The 19924-nt window shown below is 40.6% G+C and carries 8 protein-coding genes; 1 reads left to right on the top strand and 7 read right to left on the bottom strand.

Translation table 11 applies throughout. The annotated features are described in order from the left end of the window. The first annotated feature begins 1 nt into the window (after position 1). The gene (locus BSAG_RS17975) at positions 2–3097 is read left to right on the top strand and encodes a SusC/RagA family TonB-linked outer membrane protein (RefSeq protein ID WP_004315042.1); all 3096 of its coding nucleotides are present in this window, start codon (positions 2–4) and stop codon (positions 3095–3097) included. A gap of 256 nt (positions 3098–3353) precedes the next feature. On the opposite strand, the gene BSAG_RS17980 is transcribed toward BSAG_RS17975, so the two are convergent. The 7 genes from BSAG_RS17980 to BSAG_RS18010 form a co-directional block, all read right to left on the bottom strand. Continuing rightward, entirely contained in the window at positions 3354–4151 is a 798-nt protein-coding gene (locus tag BSAG_RS17980) for a KilA-N domain-containing protein (RefSeq protein ID WP_004301479.1), read from the bottom strand. A gap of 384 nt (positions 4152–4535) precedes the next feature. Continuing rightward, positions 4536–6680 (bottom strand): TIM-barrel domain-containing protein, encoded by a 2145-nt coding sequence (locus BSAG_RS17985; RefSeq protein WP_004315041.1) that lies wholly within the window; start codon positions 6678–6680, stop codon positions 4536–4538. 1032 nt (positions 6681–7712) lie between these two features. Then, positions 7713–10394 (bottom strand): family 78 glycoside hydrolase catalytic domain, encoded by a 2682-nt coding sequence (locus BSAG_RS17990; RefSeq protein ID WP_004315040.1) that lies wholly within the window; start codon positions 10392–10394, stop codon positions 7713–7715. A gap of 9 nt (positions 10395–10403) precedes the next feature. Continuing rightward, entirely contained in the window at positions 10404–11810 is a 1407-nt protein-coding gene (locus tag BSAG_RS17995; RefSeq protein WP_004315039.1) for an SGNH/GDSL hydrolase family protein, read from the bottom strand. Between the two features lie 45 nt (positions 11811–11855). Continuing rightward, positions 11856–14945, bottom strand: a complete 3090-nt coding sequence (locus BSAG_RS18000) for a discoidin domain-containing protein (RefSeq protein ID WP_008997374.1) — start codon at positions 14943–14945, stop codon at positions 11856–11858. A gap of 48 nt (positions 14946–14993) precedes the next feature. Continuing rightward, complete coding sequence (locus BSAG_RS18005) at positions 14994–17333, bottom strand: GH92 family glycosyl hydrolase (RefSeq protein WP_004301473.1); 2340 nt, start codon at positions 17331–17333, stop codon at positions 14994–14996. Positions 17334–17351: 18 nt separating this feature from the next. Beyond that, entirely contained in the window at positions 17352–19916 is a 2565-nt protein-coding gene (locus BSAG_RS18010) for a glycoside hydrolase family 38 C-terminal domain-containing protein (protein ID WP_004315037.1), read from the bottom strand. Positions 19917–19924: the final 8 nt, after the last annotated feature.

Below are 19924 nucleotides of genomic sequence, written 5' to 3'. Positions count from 1 at the left end.
TATGAAAAGAGTAATTATAACATTCTTGTGCCTCCTCTGCATTGTACAGGCATACTCCCAATCGTTTACGATAAGCGGTACCATTATTGATGGGGAAAGCAACGAACCGCTTATCGGAGCTGGTATTCTGGTAAAGGGAGCCGGAAGGGGTACCATCACCAATATAGATGGAAAATATTCGCTGGAAGTGAAACGTGGCGAAACATTGGTATTTTCGTTTGTGGGCTATCAAAATCAGGAAGTCGCAATAACAAATCAGCGCACACTGAATATCGCATTAAGGGTTTCCGAAGCCAACAACCTGAACGAAGTTGTTATCACAGGTCGCGGCAGCGCGAAACGTATCACTTTGACCGGTGCCGTGAGCGGTATTCAAGCCAACGAATTACGTAGAGTTCCTACAAGTAGCTTACAGAATACATTATCGGGTAAACTGCCCGGCTTCTTCAGTCAGCAACGTTCCGGTCAGCCGGGAAAAGATGCTTCCGACTTCTTTATCCGTGGTGTCAGTTCCTTGAATGAGGACGGTAACAAGCCACTTATTATGGTTGATGATGTGGAATACAGTTACGAACAGCTGTCGCAAATCAATGTCAATGAGATTGAAAGCATATCTATTTTGAAAGATGCATCAACGACTGCTATTTATGGTATCAAGGGTGCTAACGGTGTGTTGGTAGTCAAGACACGTCGCGGTGAAGAAGGAAAACCTGTGATCCATGTGCGTGCAGAAGCCGGCGGTCAGATACCTGTCCGTAAACCCAACTTCTTAGACTCATACAACACCGCCCTGTTAGTCAACGAGGCACGTACTAACGATGGTTTGACTAAAATGTTTACACAACATGATTTGGAACTGTTTAAAGACGGTTCCGACCCATACGGACATCCTAATGTAAACTGGTACGACGAAGTGTTCAAAAAATCGGCTATGCAGTCGAACATCAATGTCGACGTATCGGGTGGTACCAAACGTTTGAAATACTTCGTATCCGGGGGTTATTTCTCACAAGGTGGTTTGGTTCGTAACTTTGCTAAAGCGGATGACGATGTGAATACCGGCTATTTTTACCGCCGTTTTGACTACCGTACCAACTTGGACTTTACTGTTACTGATAATCTGACTATGCGTCTGGACTTCAGTTCGCGCTTCATGAACATCAACGAACCGAGTAGTCTGAATGCTACAGGCGAGATTTACAATTTCACCGCCATGCACCCCTATTCGGCACCGGTACTCAATCCGGACGGATCGTATGCTTATCTTTCAGATGTGGACGGTTACGGACCTACATTGAATGCACGTTTGGCTAACGAAGGTTACACGCGTACACGCCGTAACGATAACAACATTCTCTACGGTGTGAACTGGAAGATGGATTGGCTCACCAAAGGATTGTCAGCCAATGCTCGTATTGCTTACTCTACCATTGACGAAGTCTTCCGCAAAGTAAACCGTGGAAAAGATGCGTACCCTACCTACCACTACGATCCTACTACGGATCAGTATAACATCAACCCCAACCGTAAATATGCTTATTCACAGTATGCTCTGACGGCCGGAACCAACCAGGCTGTGAAAAATCTGGATGTTCAGGCCTCCATCAACTATGCACGCGTATTCAATGGAATACACGACGTTAGTGCCACGTTACTGTATAGCCGCCAAAGCCGTACCGTAGAAAAAAATCCAGACGATACAGGAGAAAAGATTCCCGAAAACTTTCAGGGTCTTACCGCTACCGTAGGTTACAAATATAAAGATAAATATCTGGTCGACTTCAATGTTGCATACAACGGTACCGACCGTTTTGCCGAAGGACACCGCTACGGAATATTCCCTGCTATTGGTGTGGGTTGGCGTATCTCCGAAGAATCGTTCTTCAAGGATAACATTTCTTTCATCCAACTATTGAAAATCAGAGCTTCGTATGGTATTGTAGGTTCGGACGTAGCTATGGGTAACCGCTACCTTTACAACCAGATATATACAGCAACTGATAATGCTTATAATTTCGGACAAAGCGATGTCACTTCCACTGCTATTACGGAAGGTGACCTTGGCAATAGCAATGTGACATGGGAAGAAGCTAAGAAGTTTGATATAGGTCTCGACTTCAATGCATTCGACCGCTTCTCATTTACTTTCGACTGGTTCTATGACAAACGATACAATCAGCTTGTGAAACGCAATGACATACCGCAGATCTTAGGTGTGGGTACTTCACCTATCAACGTGGCACGCACCAGCAATATGGGTTTCGACGGACAGATTGGTTATCAAGACCGTTTCGGTGAGTTCAACTTCAATACCAACTTCGTATTCTCGTATGCTAAGAATAAGGTAGAATTTAATGCCGAAGCACAACAAAGATACGATTGGTTGTCGGCAACAGGTCGTCCTATCGGTCAACCATTCGGTTACACTTGGATAGGTTATTATACACCTGAAGAAGTGGACTTGATTCATGCAGGAGCCGCAAATGCACCGGCTGTGCCCAATACCGACGTGCCTATCCAAGCCGGTGACTTGAAATACAAAGATTTGAACGGAGACGGTGTTATCAACGACTTCGACAAGGGAGCTATTGGTAAGCCAAACTTACCCAACACCACGTTGGGATGGACAATCGGTGGTTCGTGGAAAGGATTGTCAGTGAGCGTACTCTTCCAAGGTTCGTTCAACTACAGTTTCTCGGTAAACGGCACAGGTATCGAACCTTTCAAGAGTCAATTCCAACCTCTACACCAGAAACGCTGGACATTAGAACGCTACCTGAACGGTGAAGCCATCGAATTTCCGCGCTTAACAAGCAATCCGTCAACTGTAAACAGCGCAGCAGCGTATATGTCCGACTTTTGGTTGATTGATGCTTGGTACATCCGCTTGAAAACCATCGACGTCTCCTATCAAGTGCCCACAAAAGTGTTGCCTTCATGGCTTACAAACCTCCGTGTCTATCTCAATGCTTACAACATGTTTACATGGACAAGTTTTGATAAGTATCAACAAGACCCGGAAATCAAGTCCAACTCCGCCGGTGATGCATACATGAACCAGCGCGTGTTTAACTTAGGAGTACAACTTACATTCTAATAAACTGATAAATACTCATAGTAGTATCAATGAAAAAGGGGATGCGTCTTCATAGATGCATCCCCTTTTTTCATTGATAACACATTGTAAATCAAGCATTATTATTTGATAGGAAGCCGAATCCGTACATGTAGGGGTACATGGCTTGCCGTAAACGAAAACGTCCCACTCCACACACAAGTCGGTGTGCGGGGCGGGACGAAAACTATTATAGTTGCCGTGCTAAAAATCTATCGGTTCATTCTGGTAAAAGCAGCTACTTGAGGTACTTCTTGTTTACATCTTCCAGTATCTGCATCTGCTGGATAGCTATCCGGTTCAGCCGGACAAGCCTTTCGTGCTGAGGAAGTCCTTCTCCTATGAATACGGCATTCAGATTCTCCATGTTCGAAAGACAAATCAATTCGTTCACCGTGGCATAGTCGCGGACGTTTCCTTTCAGGTCGGGATGCGCATCGCGCCATTCGAGGGCAGTGAGGCCGAACATGGCAACGTTCAGCACATCGGCTTCGCTGGCGTAGATGCGGGAAGCTTGTTGTGGTGTGACTTCTGCCGGGATAAGGTTTTGTTTGATAGCATCGGTGTGGATGCGGTAATTTATTTTCGACAGTTCTCGCTTGGCACTCCAGCCCAGTTGCGCGAGTTCCTGCTCCTTAAGACGCTGGAACTCGCGGACTAAATAGATTTTAAATTCAGCACTAATCCACATTCCAAATTCAAATGCGATGTCCTTGTGTGCATAGGTGCCTCCATATCTTCCGGCTTTCGCTTGAATACCGATAGCATGGGTCTTCTCCACGTATTCTTTCACGCTGATTTTGAAACTGTTCAACCCCGACTGATTTCTAATTGTGGCGAATTCGCCATAATTAAATCCTGGGTTATACAACCGCTCCCATATACCGAGGTATTCCAGTGTATTCCTGTTTCTCAGCCAGTCTGATATGAAGAAATCGCCATCTTTGGCTTTTAGCATGTCAGTAATGCAGATATAATCTTCGTTATTAATAGACACTACATTGATGTCTGTAGTCAATACTGTTATTTTGGTCATCTTGTCTTCTCCGGTTAAACGATGGGCAAAGGTACACTTTTCCCTTCAATCCCTAACACATTATTTATGAATAGTTTTCGTTTACAACAAGTCAAAGAACGCGTCAGGTGAGTAAAACAAAGCCTCTGTTTAAGTGAAACGAAGCCTGCATTTCACTTAAACAGAGGCTCTATTGAACGAATATAGAGGCTCTAAAAAAGAGACTGAACTCATCTCTCTTTTTTGCTTTCGGTTCGCTTTCAGTCAAAAACCTTTTTTACTGATGTTTTTGACTGGAAGCTATTTTTAGTAATCACATTTGGATTATAAGGATGAAGTTTAGTTCTAAACAGTACAAAAAGAAGATAGTTAAATAAACGAACTCCTCATTTATTGTATTCTCCCTTACAATTTCACTGTAATGCCTTTAGCTATATCACCAGAAGATTTATAAGTATGGCCAGCATGCAATACTTCTACCTTTATCATTCCAAAATCAATTTGGTCTTCCCCTTTATCTTCTGTCACTTTTACAATAAGATGATGCCCGTCTACTAACTCTGCTTTAAAAGTTAGCTGTTTATAATCTCCTTTCTGAAATCCCCATCCATCTCCTTTGTCCCAATACAAAGAGCCTTCCGCTTTGCCATCCTCATCCGGGCAAACAACTAAAGTCAATGGGTCGAATGAATTTTCATTCACATTCTGAATTATTTTGCCTACTGGAATAATAGAACCACCTCTCACTTTTAATTTAGCCTGATATTTACCTTTTGTATCTCCTTTAACCAAAGATAAATTTTCCCAAATTCCTTTGGGTAGAGAAGGATTCTTTGCAAATGCAGGAATTATCAACAGGTCTGTCCCCAACATGAAAGCTTGCTCTTCAGCACGCAAACTTTCATCTTTCGGATCGGCAAAGAAAACCGGAGCCATCACAGGCTGTCCATCTTTATGAGCCACATGAAAAGCAGTGTAGAGATAAGGCAGCAAACGGTAACGACGTTCTAATGCCATGCGTGATTCCTTTTCTATATCTTTAGTAAATGCCCACGGTTCCTTGTTATTTGTATCACAGGAAGCATGTCCTCTGGAAAAAGGGAAAAATGCACCGAAGCCTAACCAGTTTCCCCACAAATCGGGAGTCGTATTCCCAGCAAATCCACCTATATCCGGACCATTGAAAGGCTGACCGGACAACCCCAATGTAATAGACATCGGTACAGAAAGTTTCATCTGTTCATAAGTAGCTTCGTTATCGCCCGTCCACATGGCTGCATAACGCTGTCCGCCAATAATATTGGAGCGGGAAAGAAGAAATGGACGTTTGCTTGGATTAGCAGCCATCATGCCATTATAAGAAGCTTCGACCATCAGACGACCATAAGCGTTATGATACATTAAATGGCTACCAATAGGTAAATTGCCTCCTCCTAAATGAATATTGTTCTCCGGCATCGTTCCCCCAGGACCATCAAATACAGACGGTTCATTCATATCATTCCAAATGCCATCTATTCCATTAGCCATAAAGTCTTTATAAAGTCCGGACCACCAAGTGCGCGTCTCCGGACGGGTAAAGTCAGGAAATGCGCAAGCACCCGGCCATACTTTCCCGTGAAACTCATTACGATAGATATCACAAACAAAAGCATTTTGCTCTTTTCCGGTTTTATATACAAAATAGTTATCATCCACTTTTACGCCTGGATCTATCATATACACGGAATGGAATCCATTATCATGCAGATACTTATTCATGCGCTTCGGATCGGGAAAATCCCTGTTATTAATCGTGAATACACGGAATTCATCCATATAGTTGATATCAAACCATATTACATCGCACGGTATCTTCTTTTCACGAAAAGTATTGGCAACTTCTTTCACTCTAGCTTCCGGCACGTAAGAAAAACGAGACTGATGATAACCGATTGCCCATCTGGGAGGCATACTTATAGTACCGGTCAATTCGGCAAGTCCTTTTAATACAGCTTGCGGAGATTCACGATCTATGATATAAGTACGAAAAGGTGCTCCTTCAGTATTAAATTCAATTTTATCTGAATTAGTAATCAATTCAGCCTTCCAAAAACTATCAAACAATACGCCAAACGCTGTCCCGTCCGGACGAACACCCAATACCCACGGATGCGTTTGATACAGACGTGAGCCACCATCAACCCGATACATACCATTATCCGTATTCCACATTTTAATCTTTTGCCCATTACGCAGCAACGGACCGGTCACTTCACCACCTCCATACAGACTTGTTCCGGCTGGAACATCCAATGAGGCATTTGCCTTGCCATCAGTCATCGTAAATTGAGGAACTAATTTCCAGTTTTCCGGTACTCCACCTTTCTTTTCCGGTTCATGGGAAAGAATTAATGAAGGCGTACGGGAAACATCATACCCTACGGGGATAAATTCTACAATTCCATTTCCTACCAGTGTTACTTTTTCTGTTTTTATATTACCTGCCCAAGCTACCTGAGCCGTAAAGAAGAAAACAGCCATTTGCAATAACGATATTCTTTTTCTCATTTAAATATTATTTTAGTTATTAGTTCCGCCAACGGATTTTAGTCTGGCAATTTCATTATCAAAAGCTTGGAAAACAGTCCTCATGATATCATATTTTCATTTTGGTCAAACAGGATTTCCAGCAACTCCTCCGGTCACTCATAAAAGAAGAATAAACAGACCGGAGGAATATTGTGGAATTTCAAACACCAATCCTAACTTTTTACCTATATCTATTGAACTTTATACTATGAACGTTTGAAATTTAAGAAACCACTAAAGAGAAATTTAAAAAGAATCATATAAAAATAATAATCAAGGCGATTAACTTCAAGTCCATTCACTGGACAATTTTCCTAAAGTTAATTTTGTTTCTGCACAGACTTAAATTAAATGATAATTTAGTTTATTACGGTGCGTTTTTAAATGTATCAATAAAAAATTCAGCAGCCTCTAGAGACGATTTTTAAATTTCATTTCTCATATTCTCATAGGTGACTGATAAACAACAAATAATCAAATAAATAGCTTATGAGAAATACTTTCTAAGACGGCATTTCTCATAATACACCTTCTATTTTTGCTTAAAATTCACCTTATTCTCATAGTATTTCAGAGTATTTCTCATAGTTAAATACGATCTTCTCCTTTTTTCTGGTTGAAGATAAACTGTAGTTCCGATTGTCCCATATATTATGGGAAAATATTCCCTAATATTATGAGAATTTATTCCCACAAAACAAGAGAATCTTTTCCCTGTCAATAGGGAATACTTTCCCACAATATATGGGACAAGGAGAATATGTACTTCCCTGATAATGGTTGACTAGCTGTTTCTTTATTCTTGTATAGGTTGATTGGAAAAACACTATGAGAAATGAATCCAACAAGTATGAGAAATAAGGTAAAATACGGGGTATTTGACGGAAAAACTATGAGAAATACCATCTTAAAAATCATCTCTCATAGTCTATCCTATTAGTCTTCTGCCATTTATGATTAATGAATGAGAATATGAGAAATGAAAATCATAAATACACTCTAGTAGGGTATCTATTTCAAATTAAATAGAAAATCATAATGCCCTGCTTCTACATCAACAGTCTGCTCCTTAACGCTCACTTTCTTCTTATTCTTTTTACATGAGACAGCATTATTAGGGATGCAAACTGTAGCCGTTGTTCCGGCAGGAACTGTCAATTGAAGATTCAACTGATTATCATCTTTCAACTTCCAATTAACGGCAATTGTGCCATAAGGTGATTCTTTCGTTACTTTTGCCCAGGTCACACCGTTTGGAATTTGAGGATCGACATAGAAGTGACGATATCCAGGGTTAGCCTCGTCAAGACGTATTCCTCCTACAGCCTGATAAAACCAAGTACCAATTCCATTGTAACAATTGTGCACACGACTTCGTTCTCCGCTCCAATATTCCCAAGTCGCTGTCGCACCATGGTCAATCATATATAGATAACCGGGATAATCACGTTTCTTCATCATTTGATAGAAGAAATCCACTTGTTTATACCGAACAGCCCATTCTGTCAAAATAGGCACTCCAACCAAACCTACAGCAATATGTCCTTTATATTTTTCTTCGGTCATGGCAACGACATTCTCTTTCACTTTATTGTACAAAGAATCAGGTACAACACCTACCAACATAGGATAGCACATATCCAACTGTGAGCCGGTAGAATAGATCCCTTCATCCTCACGGTAGAACGTCTGATGAATCAACTTGTTAAGTTTTTCTCTACGAATAGCAAACTCTTCCGCCTCTTCTCTTTTTCCTAATGTTATGGCTGTCTTATACATAGTGCTCAAGCATTCGCTGATAAAACAGTTACTTACCAAATCCACTGAAGCCTGATTACCTGCATCTACTCCCATAGGTGCCAGCCAATCACCCAAATACCAGTCACGGTATTTGGTATCGGGCCAACGTTTCAGCAAACCATCCACTGTATATTTATCAACATACTTAAACCACTCTTTCATTTGAGAATAATATTTCTCAATCAAGCGAGGATCATTATAGTTGACATACGTTCTCCAGGGAGCCTGTACAAAGAATCCGCACCAATACGGACCGCCGCCACCGGCACCCGGATTAGGACCAACATGCGGTAAACTTCCTCCTTCACGCATGGAGTCTCCCCATGTTTGCACCCAGTTTTCAAATGTTGGAGCTACATCGTACATCGTTTGCAAAGACATCGTTGAGGAGTTTCCATCACCACCATATCCTGCACGTTCCAAATGCGGACAGTCTACCATATATCCACTAAAAGTCAGACATTTCATCGTATACTGAATCATTTGGTGAATAGCATTCAAGTCGGCATCCGAACATTCAAAAGTTGCAGTCTGTTTATAATCTCCATAAATCTGCAGAGATTTCATAGCACCTGTTTCCGGTTTTTGAGGAAGATTGGAAATGCGCACATATCGAAAAGCGTGATGATTGAATTTATTTCTGAAGTATTCTCCTTGCTTACCACCAGATATATAAATATCACTTTCACCTTGCTTGTCAAATTCACCGTCTTTCGTCAAATTATCACTATATTCCATAATAACTTCATGACCCGCCGGCAATATAGGCATTTGCATCTCAAACCATCCGGTCTGAACCTTCCCCATATCTACCAGCCAGAGACTTTCACCCAGCTTCTTTACAGACACAGCCGGCAAAATCTGATGTATCTTGTTTATCTCACACATTTGAGGGGAAGTGATATGATCGGGAACATTCACTTTCACAACAGGAGTCCATTTCATTTTGTCTAAAGCCTGTGTTGAAAGATCTCGCGGAAGAATCCTTCCATCCACCCTCTCACCTCCAAACTGCAAAGCACGCCAAGTACCTGTATCCGAATAGCCACTTTCACATCCGTACCATAATCCGTCTGTCTTCGTAACGACTTCCCATTTACCATTTCTCAACACATCCAATTCTGCTTTTACCAGCGGACCTTCATAAGCTGCTCCGAAAGTCGTCGTTTTATACCAACCTTGTCCCAGCCAGATAAGCAAATCATTTTCTCCTTCTCTTAAATAAGGAGTAATATCATAAGTAACAATTAGTGAACGTTTAGATAAATGTGATACAGCAGGGGTCAGAACGTCCTCCCCAACCTTTCTCCCATTGATATAAATTTCGTGATAACCTAACGTATTTACATGCAGGAAAGAAGTCTCTCCCTGAGTCAATTTCACTTTCTTGCGAAGAATAGGAGCACAAATCTTACCACCTTCAACAGAAGCCCCTATATATTCTCCTTTCATCTGTGACTGATCCAAGATGCCAACTCCAAAACGGGCAACAGGACTCCATGATGAAGCTTGTTTTTTAGCATCCCAAACACGTACCCGCCAATAACACAAAGAACGAGAAGTTAAAGTCTTCCCTCGATAAGGTACCATAACCGAAGTTTTGGATTTCAATTTTCCGGTATTCCATAAATCTGCTTTATCCTGCACCAACAGAATACTATCCGAAGCTACCTGTATTTCATAATAAGTTTGCCCGCCTTTCCAGCCGTCCCCCTTTAACTTCCAACTGAAGTGAGGAGTTACATTATCAATCCCCAAAGGATCAATAAGATTCTCACATTTTAATTCCGCCAAATAGAAAGGCGAAGTTTTCTCATTTCCATATACTATCATCGACAGACAACAGAAATAACAAATCAAACCTAAACATAACAATCGTTTCATTCTATTCATCTTCTATTATTATTCAACTCTTGCCAGCCTCACTTTATGAGTGACAGGTTTATTGATTTTATAAATTGTTTCAACGAGACTCTTTATATAATTGCTCCAAACTTCCCGTATTTCGGGGTTCATCGCTTTTATATACCAGTCGTAGCTCATCCTGAGAAACCCATCTTTAGGTAAGTACTCTTTTAGCTTATCAATAGCCTTCTGATCGTCTGCAAACAACAATCCTTCTTTTTTCAGGAATGAATATTCGGTCCACAAGTATTCTCTAAAACGTTTCTCCACTTCAAACCGTTCTTCATTCAGATACATGATTTTCGCAGCTTGTTGATATTGGGGAGTATTTGGGTAATCTGCCAAATTCACACCATTCGCCAACTTTTCGGATGAGAGATTGTCAATAAACTGATTGTCTATAGTTAACCGATACATTCCTTTCTCTAAGTTTGTTACCTGAAAACGTTCCTGATTAAACTCTTCCATAAATGGAACCAACTGCATTGCATCGCGTTGTGACCTTTTATTTCCCCAGCCACTTCTAGAAATAGAATCCAGCGGATAAGGAAGAGCATACGCCAGATAATCAAAAGTCAGATCAGCTCCGTTCTTTTTCAGTTTTGAAATCTTGCAGTTCTTATGGGTTATTACAGATGAATGATATGCATCAATAGATACTGATGACACTTCATCCCCAGCCAGTCCCTGTGCTTTCAGAAACAAATAGGCCATAACCATCTGTCCGTCATTATCCGGATGAATTCTATCTATCCTGCAGAATGTAAATGTAGAATCTGCCTCCTGCTCTTTTCTGCTTATCTCACGCATCGGTTGGTTAAAATCAACAAAACCCCAGCCATTCTTTTTAGCCGATGTACGTTGGGCATCTATTATTTTTAAAATGGCGTTGTTCTTATTATGCAATATAAAATTATTAAACTGGGAAGTCTCATCATAAGGAGAACCACCAATCAAAACTTTCTTTATTTTATTTTTAGCCAGTAAGCGTTCTTCTATTTCCCGATAGCTTTCCAATGACTTTGCAATCCGTTGTTCCGACAGTTCTTTTGCATCGTCTTTCATGTAAATATCATAACCGGTATCATTCATACCGAAAGTTAGAGTCACATAAGTTGGTTTCCTGTTGAAAACATCATAGTCCAAACGATCCTTCATATCCCACGCACTCTCTCCACCAATTCCGGCATTCATGATAGTAATCGGTTTATCCGGGAAACGAGTCATGTAATACAACCAGATAAATGAATGATAATGTCCGCCGTGAGTAATGCTGTTTCCTACAAATACGACACGTTCCCCTTCTTCAAACCGGGGTATTGTTGTTTGTGCCTGTAAGTAATCGCAATTTATATAAACTAAAGATAACAACAAAAGTATCCTCATTTTTAGTCTATTAGCCATTTTCTTTATTCTTTTAATCAAACCATAAAGATAACCGTACAACAATCAATCTGCTATATCCAGCTTATTCTTCTCTGCTTTCCCATACTGTTTCACCAATACACTTACGCCTCCTTTCAACAGTTCGGGAGTTGCCTCCATAGTGATAACCTTTTCTTCGCCCGGCATCAACGTCGCATAATTATCGGACATAATTATTGGAAGTATTCTTTTCTGCGTAGCCTTATTAACAAGCCTCACCCGATTAGCAAAAGCCACAGTCCCGGAATTGTTCTTTACAGCGATCTTCATCTTTCCGTCAGACATCGATTTATCCACCAATCGGCAAGACAAATCGGCCTCTGGGAGTGTATTCAGCAATGTATAATCAAGATCATTCACACCATTCCGCCAATAGAAGTTTTCAGAGATTAGATTACCTTTGACATCTGTCAGTTCCAACTTGATAAAATGAAGCGGAGTCAGTTCTTCTATCTCTTTTGGTTTCTCACCGTAGATTTCGAATTCGAACAATGAATATCCAAACTGTGTGGCACGGCTGATGCCTGCCAATTTCACATAACGTGCTGTAACAGGTTCCAATTCAATCTGTTCAGTACCACCTCTTCCATCTTTGTTGGCATAAACGGTTTTCCATTCTTGCGCATCATTCGATACTTGCAGTTCGTATTTCTTAGCACAAGCTGCCTCCCATTTCAAAATAGCCTTTTCTATCTTTTCTTCTTTACCAAGATCAATGTATATCCATTGAGGATCACTGTATGCACTTTCCCAACGACTTCCCGCTCCTCCGTCAGTAACCATTGAAGCACTTTTAGAGGCACCTGTTGAAGAAGAAGCTACAGCCTTCTTTCCATAAGCCAGATTGAAAGGGTTAAAGTTCAAAGAAAATGCTTCTGCAATGTTGCTGGCTGCCACATCGACCTGTTTTGCCTGTCCGTATGCAGGCACTTCTTTTCCATTCAAGTTGTAAATTGCAGCTTTAGCTATTGCACCTTTCAAGTCCTTTGCTGTAGTATTTATTACTTTTATATTGTTATTGGAAGCATTCCATTGGATATGTAAAGGTTCACAAGCCTTTTTTGCTCCCCAATAAGCACCTGTAGGATCGTAATAATAGTCATAAGTCTGCCATACAAACGAGGGATAAGCCGGATGGCTCATCCAGATCAGAAGTCCGGCTGCATCATTCCACATCTTATCGTTCCAAGCCTCATACATACCTTTCATCACTTCAAGATTCAGCATTTGCGCTTTCTCGCAGAATTCTTCCAGTCCGGATGATTCTCCGTACTGTGTGTTTACTGAATTCTTATAATTAACCGGGTTGGCATTAGACGCTTCCTTACCGAAGAAATGTTTGTTCCATACATTGTCATCATCATTCTTCAACTGCTCATCAGTAGGTAGAGGCCACCAGTCTTTTTGCGGGATAAACTCTTTGATGCTTTCAAATGTGGGGAAAGTGGCCGTTCCTATTTCTGTACGCATACCGTAACCGTGATCAATACCGTATGGATAAGCCGGTGTATTAAATGCCAGATTACTGCCTGAAGTTTCAAAATGGTGTCTTGGAGGTTGATTTCCCCACCAACCACTTCCGGACAATCCATCCTGATTGGAGCAAGACTTATACATACGGTCATTATTGTCCTCCTTCGCAATCATTTCACGCAGGTAATTATCCAAATCAGGTGCCGGATACGTTTCATTTGCTCCACACCAAATAGCAATAGAAGGATGGTTTCTAAGACGTCTGACTTTATCAAGGGCATTCGCTTTAAATGCTTCCGGTTGCGCCACGTCATTGTATGCTACATATAACCAAAAATCATTCCATACCATAATCCCATATTTATCACAATAATCATAAAACTCATCATCAGTAACACACCCTGTCCATAGACGGATCATATTGTAATTCATTTCCTTATGAAGTCTGATTTTCGTTTCATACTCTTTACCCTGACATCGAAGCAGATATTCGCTCATTCCCCAGTTTCCACCTTTCAGATAGATCTTCTGTCCGTTGATAAAGAATGTAAGAACAGGATATCCCACTACATTATCGACCATTTTATACTCATACTTCTTGATACCGAATGTCATTTCTTTTACATCCGACACTTTTCCATCTACAGAACAAGTCAGCTTACAAGTATAAAGATTGGGATCACCATAGCCATTCGGCCACCAAAGCCTCGGATGATCAACAACCAATTGCGCTATATCATCTTTGTTAATAGATAGTCTGGCTGTTGTTCCTCCTTCTACCCGAATGTCTTTAGAGAAAGAAATATTCCCCGGCTGAATCACTCCGGATACAACGACTTCTTTAGGGGAAGAAGAAGCATTTCTAATATCTGTTGAGACAGAAAGCTCTGCTTTCTGCAAGGTCGGTAACTCTGAACGTACCCAAGGATCTTCCATCACTACATCTCCTGTTACCACAAGATAAGCATTGCCTGTGATACCAGCCAGACGTCCCGGAACGTATGGCATCCAGTCCCAACCGGCACCAGCCAGATAACTGGGGCTACACGCAACTCCATACGGGTCTTTAGCCTTACGCGTCTTTTTCTGATCGGCATCGGTAATCAGAACAGCTATCACATTCTTACCGGATTTCTTTATCAAATTAGTTACATCAAACTTCGAACGTAACATGTGACCGCTTACATCTTTAGTAGATGCTTTTGTTCCTGATATCTTCTCACCATTAAAATAGAAATCGGCAAAGCGGTTCGTATTGTCGAAATGAAGCCATACCCGCTTCCCCTCCGAATAAGAAGACGGGAGTTCGAATTCCGTACGATACCAGAAAGGACGGTTATAAAACGTTTCGTCTACTTTATAAATATTATCGGCATAATTAGGATCTGGAACGATTCCTGCTTCAACATAAGCAGTAAAAACAGTTCCGGGAACCACACCTTTAACGTAATCGGACATTTTAAATTCCGGAGTAGAAATCTGCTCTCCGGTTATGTTCTCTAAATCTGCCTGGGGTTTCACTTCCCAGATAATCCGAGGATTAGAGCTGTTCAAAGACATCCATGTACTCTGCTCTGCACACCCTGTCTGGATTAGAGCACATATAACCGATATAATGATAAGCCCAAGTTTATTCATCATACTATCAAGATTTTAAAGTAACAATTTGTTTTAGAGTATGTTATTCAATCAAAGTCCCCACTCAACATTAGGTTTATCACCCATAAACAGCTCCAATGTACCTCCGGCTGCAATGTCCGCAAAATCAAGATAACATTTATTGTATTCCTGACCGTTCAACAAGGCCTTTTGTATATAGACGTTATTTATGCTGTTATTATGAGCTATCACCGTGAATTTCTTACCAGTATAATAGCTGGGATCAAGATTGAACTCTACTTTATCAAAAACCGGACTTGTAATCTCCATACGTGTATTTCCCGGACAGGAAGGATGAATACCGGAAGCAGCCAACACATACCACGCTGACATCTGACCTACATCTTCATTGCCAACAATTCCTTCAACTTTGTTTGCATAAGCCTTTTCACATGTATAGCGTGTCCATTTTTGAGTATACCAGGGAACTTCAAGCTGATTGAACAAAAAAGGAACGAAGTGCACAGGTTCATTCGCATGATTATAATATTCATTCCACAGCATATTAGAAGGAGTTTTATTAAAGAAATCTGTTAAATCCGCAATAACTTTCTCCTTACCACCCATCAAATTCACCATTCCCGTAACATCGTGAGGTACAAACCAACCTTGCTGATAAGAGTTTGCTTCTATACACCCATACCATTCTTTAAGACGTGCATTCTCCGGCCATTCTACCCATGTTCCATCTGCTTTACGGGGACGGAACCACCCCTTTTCTTTATCAAAAATATGATGATATGCCTGTCCCTTTTCATAGAAACATTTGGCATCATCTTCTTTCCCCATAGCTTTCGCTAATTGAGATATACACCAATCAGTATAAGCATACTCCAAAGTGGTTGAAATACTCAATGGTTCCGGAGCATACCCCAATGAATCATTACCAAAACGACGGGATGTGTTAACGGCATAACGATATGCTTTCTCTGCATCATACGTACGAATCCCTTTGATATAAGCATCCGCCAAAACAGACAAAGCAGGATTTCCCAACATACAGCCGGAATAGGAATTCAGCAATTCCCAACGTTCATAGTATTCGCGCCCACTCTGATCTGCCATAGTAATCAATGAGTTCAGTTCATCACTTACTAAACGCGGATTAATTATAGTCTGCAAAGGAAACTGACTACGAAATACATCCCATCCACTGAATATAGTACGTTTTGTAAAAGTGCTGTCAGCCGTATGTATTTTATAATCACCACCTACATAACGTCCGTCTACATCTGTATAGATACGAGGATCAATCATCGTATGATACATGGCAGTATAGAATATCGTTTTTTCATCATCCGTACCACCGGATATCCGGACACGATTAAGTTCTTTGTTCCACAATTCAGTAGCTTCCTGCTTTACTTGTCCAAAATTTTTAGAGGCTATTTCTTGTTCAAAGTTATTTGCAGCACCCTCCATATCAACAAAAGAGATACCAACTTTCATCTCTACAGTCTCTCCCTCCTTCGTTGGAAATTCAGTAAAAAAGCCCAGATGTTTACCCGTCAGTTCTTTCTTGTCTTTTATAACCGGAGCTTGTGATACACGAGTCAAATAAGGAATACTCACTACTTCATCACGTTTCCGAACCCAATGTTCGGGAATATCTGCACTCCAAAAGCCATAATTAGTCAAAGGTTTACTAAATTGTGCATAATAATAAACGGTATAATCGGCTTTTCCTTCACCATTACCCCATCCACCACCATCAGGTGTACACTTCATCCATCCTTGAATAGTGTAATCATCTACAACTTTAATATACTGTGAAGTAGATGTTCCCCCTACTCTACGAGCTAAATCAATCTGAATACGCGATTGGTCACTAGAAGGATAAGTAAAATGTAAAATTCCACAGTGTGGTGTCGCGCTACTTTCTACTTTGATATGATAATCAGTCAATTCTACCGAATAATATCCGGCCTTAGCCGTTTCAGTGGCTTTGTTATAAGCCGAACGATATCCTTTTATACTATCATTATTCTCTTTACCTGCCACTTTATATAATTCACCAGTTGTAGGCATCACAAGAAAATTGCCCAAATCACCAAACCATCCCACACCACTCATCTGGGTAAAGGCAAATCCTTCGATTGTCTTATGTTCATCACTGTATCCGGAACCGTTATCACCTCCCGTTATTGTATTAGGACTAACCTGTACCATACCATACGGAGTCGTAGCTCCGGGAAAAGTTTTACCTAATCCGTGATAAACACCGGCAGCCCCTACACTAGTACTGGCACCAATAAACGGGTTTACATAATCGGTCGGAACCCAATCTTCCGATACGGTATTGGTTGATGAGCAACCCGTCATCCAACACAAAAAGCAAACAATTAAAAGATTAGCAGTCGCTTTATACATAACAATAATCTAATTATTTTAAGTCAAACTAAGAACGAAAGTCTTAATACCAAACCGAGGCATTGAAATCATCATTTCCGATTTACCTGCACGTGTTTTTATCTTCTTTCTTTCGATACATTGTCCATTCAAATCAACTTCCTCCACTCCGGATAATGGCATGTCAATGGTAACCTTTTGTAATTTTTCGTCCCCTTCAGAATTGAACAGGCGCAATAGTACCTTTCCATCTTTCATTTGAAGAGCACTCACTTGATAACCAGTATTCTGTAAATCAATAAATGATTTCGATTCCGGTTTTGCCACTGGATAGCAAGAATGCAGCAATGGTTCATTCCAACAATCGCTATCATCTGCGATTGATGCTTTGTCCCATTTGCCACGATGAGGTATAATTGCATACTTCATCCTCAAAGGGTGTGTTATTTTATAATCAGGTCCCCAAAGTCCTCCACCCGAATATTGAGCAGTCAGTCCTAATGGATAGTCCTCTCCATAAGAATAAGAAGTAGTATGATCTGATAATAAAGCCAGAGCATAGTCGCCTTCCTGTTCAGCCAAGTCAACCCAATGAAGTATAATATTATGTTTAATTTGATCCCAAGAACCAAAGAAAGTATCAGTCAGTTTGCTTTCGCATACGTCAAACGGTGCATTTTTGTAAACGCGGGGAGCATGTAAATCAGTCGGGAATAATACACTTAGTTTAAACCGATCGTCACAATAAGCTCGACGATTATCACGCCAACGTTCCTCTTTATATTCACCAATACCTACATTCTTTTTCCAGTCAACCGTCAAATCAAAATCGATCCGTCTCGTTCCTTTAGTGAGAGTGATTACTTGTGTAAACGGATGGGAAGCAATCTCACCCTCTATCTTAATTTTTTGCTCATATACATTATCCCTTACTACTGTCAGCTTGGCCGGAGTCTCTATAGAAGAACGAAATTTACCTTCTTCATAAAAAAAGCCTCGTAGCTCCCCTAAGGCATATTTCTCCGTTTTACCTGCAAAATCCTTATTCCCTTCTTTTTTAGCTATCAGGCTTTTTATGGTTCCTCCCTTTGATAAGTCAAAAACAATTTTATACATATCATTTTCAACCACGTATTCCTGTTTATTCACCTTATTACCTTCCAAAACGAATCTACTCTCCGAAGCCTCTTTCTTACCGGCTTCTTTCTTTTTTATACAATACGTGGAATAACCAAAGGGAGGAATCTCTGCCTCAAAAAATAATCTTATCTCTTTACCTCCATTTTCTACCAAACAACCTATATCTTTACCTTTCCAGTCATAAACACTTAAATCCGCATTTTCAAATTCCGTAGGCAGAAGAACACTTACGATTTCCTTTCTTCTCATTCCTAATGTATTAAAAACACGTATATATTGCTGTTGAGCATTATTTTGCGGAATAAACTTTTCATTAAAGCTCCGCATAGATGCCTCAATAATTCCATCTGCAAGATGATTGGTACTGTCTGTCCATCGCTTAATCTGATCAGCCCATGTTCCTTTCCTATTCAGTCCATTATAAGGCACAATCCATGAATCATGATGTTGTGCCAACATCAGTGTACGCCAAGCCTCATCCATATCTGCCTGTCGACAAATATATTTATTTTCCAGATAAGCCATTACAGACATTTTCTCTGCCATGACAATTCTATTTTCTGAAACGCGTACTTCTTGCGCTATTTTTTGCAAAACCTGACTTCCCCACATAAGATTCACAGGTATATCTTCCTGTGAAAAAGACCAATTATCATCCGTTTTTCCGATGGAGACATTTTCAATATAATCTCTCCATGTCATATATATAGAGTTATTTTTTGTGTTCTTTCCACTTCCCAGCCATGGGCCGTTTTTCCATCCCGCATCCTGAAAACACATACCAACAGGATGCTTGATACCTGCGTTACGGCAATCTTTTAAATAAGCATCCGAATTTCCCCAAGCAGTTGTCTGCCAAGTTGATCCCGGCTCCAGTTTTTCACAAGCATATCTGGGAACAGTCAATATTGCAGTCCCGTCCGGTCCCACCCAATTAACCAATTCTCCGCCATAAGCAGCAGTATACCCTCCCCAACAGGTGTTGGGACATTTTAATACAGCATATTTAAAGCCGAATTGTTTAAGGATTTGTGGCAAGCAACTTGTGAAGCAAGGTTCTTCTACCGAATAGGTTACAAAATCTACCTCCGGAAAATGTTTGTTTATTTTAGCAATACCATATTGAAACTGTCTTATTATACTCTCTCCCGAGATATTATAGCAATAAGGCTGTGCATAAGTAGGATTCGTAAACTCTACCTGATTACTAGTAGCCATCTCTTTAAAACGCAAATAAGCCTCCGGAGTCTGTACTCTGACTGTATCCCATGTTTCAGGCTCTATCTCCATACAAATCCGCCAGTCCGGATGCATAGCCAGCTGATCCACAATAAATTGAGTTTTCCACTTTACCGGATAATGTCCATATATCCCGCCATGATACCCATCAACAAAATAAGCTTGTTGAGAATAAACATTTGCATAAAAGAAAACAGTCAGTAATATGATATAAATTTTACTCATAGTATCCT

It is taken from the genome of Bacteroides sp. D1 (assembly GCF_000157095.2).
Taxonomy (GTDB): Bacteria; Bacteroidota; Bacteroidia; order Bacteroidales; family Bacteroidaceae; genus Bacteroides; species Bacteroides xylanisolvens.
This window is presented reverse-complemented; position numbering and strand designations above follow the sequence as displayed.

Coding starts and splice junctions, on each gene's coding strand:
- BSAG_RS17975 (WP_004315042.1), top strand. CDS start 2: ATGAAAAGAGTAATTATAACATTCTTGTGCCTCCTCTGCATTGTACAG.
- BSAG_RS17980 (WP_004301479.1), bottom strand. CDS start 4,151: ATGACCAAAATAACAGTATTGACTACAGACATCAATGTAGTGTCTATT.
- BSAG_RS17985 (WP_004315041.1), bottom strand. CDS start 6,680: ATGAGAAAAAGAATATCGTTATTGCAAATGGCTGTTTTCTTCTTTACG.
- BSAG_RS17990 (WP_004315040.1), bottom strand. CDS start 10,394: ATGAATAGAATGAAACGATTGTTATGTTTAGGTTTGATTTGTTATTTC.
- BSAG_RS17995 (WP_004315039.1), bottom strand. CDS start 11,810: ATGGCTAATAGACTAAAAATGAGGATACTTTTGTTGTTATCTTTAGTT.
- BSAG_RS18000 (WP_008997374.1), bottom strand. CDS start 14,945: ATGATGAATAAACTTGGGCTTATCATTATATCGGTTATATGTGCTCTA.
- BSAG_RS18005 (WP_004301473.1), bottom strand. CDS start 17,333: ATGTATAAAGCGACTGCTAATCTTTTAATTGTTTGCTTTTTGTGTTGG.
- BSAG_RS18010 (WP_004315037.1), bottom strand. CDS start 19,916: ATGAGTAAAATTTATATCATATTACTGACTGTTTTCTTTTATGCAAAT.